The organism is Hydrocoleum sp. CS-953 (genome assembly GCF_002260545.1).
Taxonomy (GTDB): domain Bacteria; phylum Cyanobacteriota; class Cyanobacteriia; order Cyanobacteriales; family Microcoleaceae; genus Trichodesmium.
The window spans coordinates 1-3,663 of record NZ_LGSU01000565.1 but is presented as its reverse complement, the minus strand read 5'-3'; the positions used below and the strand labels follow the sequence as shown (position 1 = coordinate 3,663).

The 3,663-nt window shown below is 37.9% G+C and carries 2 protein-coding genes and 1 pseudogene; 1 reads left to right on the top strand and 2 read right to left on the bottom strand.

Annotated features, from left to right (window positions below; all coding sequences use genetic code 11):
• Positions 1-591, top strand: a pseudogene (locus tag AFK68_RS43305) (WD40 repeat domain-containing protein); the annotation flags it as partial.
• A 1,144-nt stretch (positions 592-1,735) separates the two neighbouring features.
• Here AFK68_RS43305 and AFK68_RS06090 read toward each other — a convergent pair.
• Positions 1,736-2,143: a tetratricopeptide repeat protein gene (locus AFK68_RS06090; protein WP_246844026.1), complete on the bottom strand. Its 408-nt coding sequence runs from the start codon at positions 2,141-2,143 to the stop codon at positions 1,736-1,738.
• 28 nt (positions 2,144-2,171) lie between these two features.
• A partial coding sequence (locus AFK68_RS41115; RefSeq protein ID WP_246844025.1) for a tetratricopeptide repeat protein occupies positions 2,172-2,580 on the bottom strand: 409 nt, incomplete at its 3' end.
• Positions 2,581-3,663 lie beyond the last annotated feature (1,083 nt).

Below are 3,663 nucleotides of genomic sequence, written 5' to 3'. Positions count from 1 at the left end.
CTGGCAATGAATTAGCTACTCTTAACCACGAGGGTGCGGTATATGCAGTAGCTTTTAGCTCCGACGGTAAAACCATTGCTACTGCAAGTGCTGATAAAACCGCCCGCCTCTGGAATGCTGAGACTGGCAAAGAATTAGCTACTCTCAACCACGAGGGTTTGGTATATGCAGTAGCTTTTAGCTCCGACGGTAAAACCACTGCTACTGCAAGTTTTGACAAAACTGCCCGCCTACATTGGGCAACGCCAGAAGGTTTAATTACAGAAGCTTGTCGTCGCCTCAGTCGGAATTTAACAGTGGAGGAGTGGCAACGGTATATGAACAGTAGGTTGGATAAATATGAGAGAACTTGTGAGCAACTTCCGGTTCATCGTAGTGTAATTGCGGAAGCTAAAAGTAAAGCGGAAAAAGGGGAAATTGAGGCAGCAGTTTCTATCTTGAAACGCGCCCAAGAATTGGACCCAGAAATTGACCTCTATCCTGATACAAAAGCTAAAGAAACAAACCCGGAAGTTGTGGCGAATAAATTCTTTACTACTGGCAAAGTAGAAGAGGGTAAAAAATTAGCAAAACAGGGAAAAATAGAAGAGGNAGCACAAAAGTTAGATTCAGAGTTAGAAATAGCTGCTGATGATTGGGGAGAATTATGTAAGTTTGGCAGCTTAAATAATCAGGCAAAAGATGTGATGTTTGCCTGTGAAAAAGCAGTTAAATTGAGTCCTAATAATGGTGATATTCTGCATAGTCGCGGTGTAGCTAGGGCATTAACTGGGGATTATCAGGGAGCAGTTGAGGATTTTCAAGTGTATGTAGATTCGGTGAGAGATGGGGAGGAAAAAGCAAAAGTTGAAGGTTGGATAGAGACATTGAAAAAGGGTGAAAATCCGATTACTGAGGAGGTATTAGAGGAGTTGAAAAATTAGTTTCGTAGGGGCGGGTTCAGCGTTAAATTTATGAGTTTTTACCTGAAGATTAGATAAACCCGCCCCCAATTCTATGAACTGAGATTGCTATCCGTTCCGGAATGCTCCGCAAACCTTCCACTCCGTTCCAGTCGCAATGACAGGAGTAGTCCAGCTAGTAGGGTGTGTTTCCGCTAAGAGCGGACATGAAAAGACGGCATTAATTACTCGGTATTATTAGGTATTGAACAATCCGTCGCAGGGCACCAGAATGGTAATACCCGGTTGATTAAAAATGGTGCGTTACATTTCATTAACGCACCCTACTGGACTAACTTTCAATTTATGAGGAGAAGTTGAGTAGGGTGTGTTAGACGGCATTAATTGCTCGGTATTATCAGGTATTTAACAATCCGTCGCAGGGCACCAGAATGGTAATACCCGGTTGATTAAAAATGGTGCGTTACATTTCATTTTTCGTATAGGGAATGCTGCGCAAACATGTCGCGTAGCGTTAACGCGCGTTGTGCGGAACGCTAAACGCACCCTACNGTTACATTTCATTTTTCGTATAGGGAATGCTGCGCAAACATGTCGCGTAGCGTTAACGCGCGTTGTGCGGAACGCTAAACGCACCCTACTGGACTCGGTATCATCAGGTATTTAAGAATCCGTCGCAGGGCACCATTTTAGAATAACCGGTTGATTAAAAATGGTGCGTTACATTTCATTAACGCACCCTACTGGACTACTTGGTATTATCAGGTATTTAACAATCCGTCGCAGGGCACCATTTTAGATAATAATTGTTGGGTTTCATGCTTCAACCCAACCTACACAGCAATCAATTTATGAAACAATTCATTACCCCGAATATTCTCAAAATCAGGTTCATTTTTTGCCATTTCCTGACAGTTTCCACCATTCAAACTAATCGCCTTTTCCAAACTTTTTAAAGCTACTTTAACCTCACCTTTCAAACTATAACAACGAGCCTGATTATACCAAGCACTAAAAAAGTCTGGTTTAATTTTTACAGCATTATCAAAACAAGCGATCGCCTCTCCATAAATTCCCAACTTCATTAAAGAAACACCGCGATTATTCCAGGCATCACTATAATCATTTCTAATAGCAATTGCCTGATTATAAGACTTAACTGCCTCTTGATATTGTTGAATTTTTGCTAAACAAACCCCTCGATTATTCCAAGCATCTGCATAATCAGGTTTAACCTTTATCCCTTGTTCAAAAGAATTAATCGCCTCNAATCATTTCTAATAGCAATTGCCTGATTATAAGACTTAACTGCCTCTTGATATTGTTGAATTTTTGCTAAACAAACCCCTCGATTATTCCAAGCATCTGCATAATCAGGTTTAACCTTTATCCCTTGTTCAAAAGAATTAATCGCCTCTTGATAATGCTGCAATTCTATTAAAGAAACACCCCGATTATTCCAAGCATCTGCATAATCAGCCCGAATTTGTAAAGCTCGATCATAAGAAGAAATTGCCTCATCAAACATCTTTAATCTTGTCAAAACCACACCACGATTATTCCAAACATCTGCCATTTCTGGATAGATTTTTAAAGCTTGATTATAAGCATTAATAGCTTCTTTCAACCGACCTGCCAAGAAAAATTGATCGGCTTGTTTTGCATAATCATTCGCCATCATTAACGGCTCCGAATTATCAGCTTGGGCAGCAGAATATTGAATCAAAGTATCCTTTTGCAGTTGTTCAATTTTTTCATCAGCTTTATGACTTTGTTCCTTCAGTTCATCTAAGATAATTTGAGCCTCACCAACTATTTCTTTCAGTTGAGATATTGTGTCATATTTAAAACTATCAATTTCTTGTTCTGTAATCTCAATTTTGTTAGCCAATTTTGCCTGAAGAAACCAAATCCAAATTGCTGCCGAAGCAGGAAAAAAAGTCAAGACAATCAGAAAAACACTAAGTAATGATGTGGCATGACGAAAAGTATAATCTACCTCTTCTCGGACGCGATCGCGAATTTCTTCTCTTAGTTTAAATTCTTCAATTTCTGCTTGATTTTGAGTCAGGATAATTAAAGATTTTTTGTGTTGATAATCATAGTTAATTTTGTGATTTATATGATACAGCAAATTCCGTACGAATGAGGTACAATTGACAATCGGGAATATTTTTTTTGTTTCCATATCTATTACTTGTTCCCTGTTCCCTGTTCCCTGTTCCCTGTTCCCTAAAACCCTAAATATATGTACCTCATAAAAGGGGGAATTGCTGTAATNATTTTTTGTGTTGATAATCATAGTTAATTTTGTGATTTATATGATACAGCAAATTCCGTACGAATGAGGTACAATTGACAATCGGGAATATTTTTTTTGTTTCCATATCTATTACTTGTTCCCTGTTCCCTGTTCCCTGTTCCCTGTTCCCTAAAACCCTAAATATATGTACCTCATAAAAGGGGGAATTGCTGTAATTTTGACTTTGATTATATACGGCACTTTCACTAAAAGAAAGTATAAGAGTTAAAATCAGATTTATAATTTTCATAATTCTGCTAAAAATTCAGATTAACTAATAATATTTTCGATCTATGAATTAATTCTAATTATCAAACCTAGATTCCAAATTGAGAGTAAAATGAATTATAATATACACAAAAGTTAGACCAAATTTTCATATAGCAGAGAACAGTTAGAAAAACGTTTCCTAGTCTAAGATTTATCATTAGTCTATGTCCTAACTAATTCTTTCTTAGC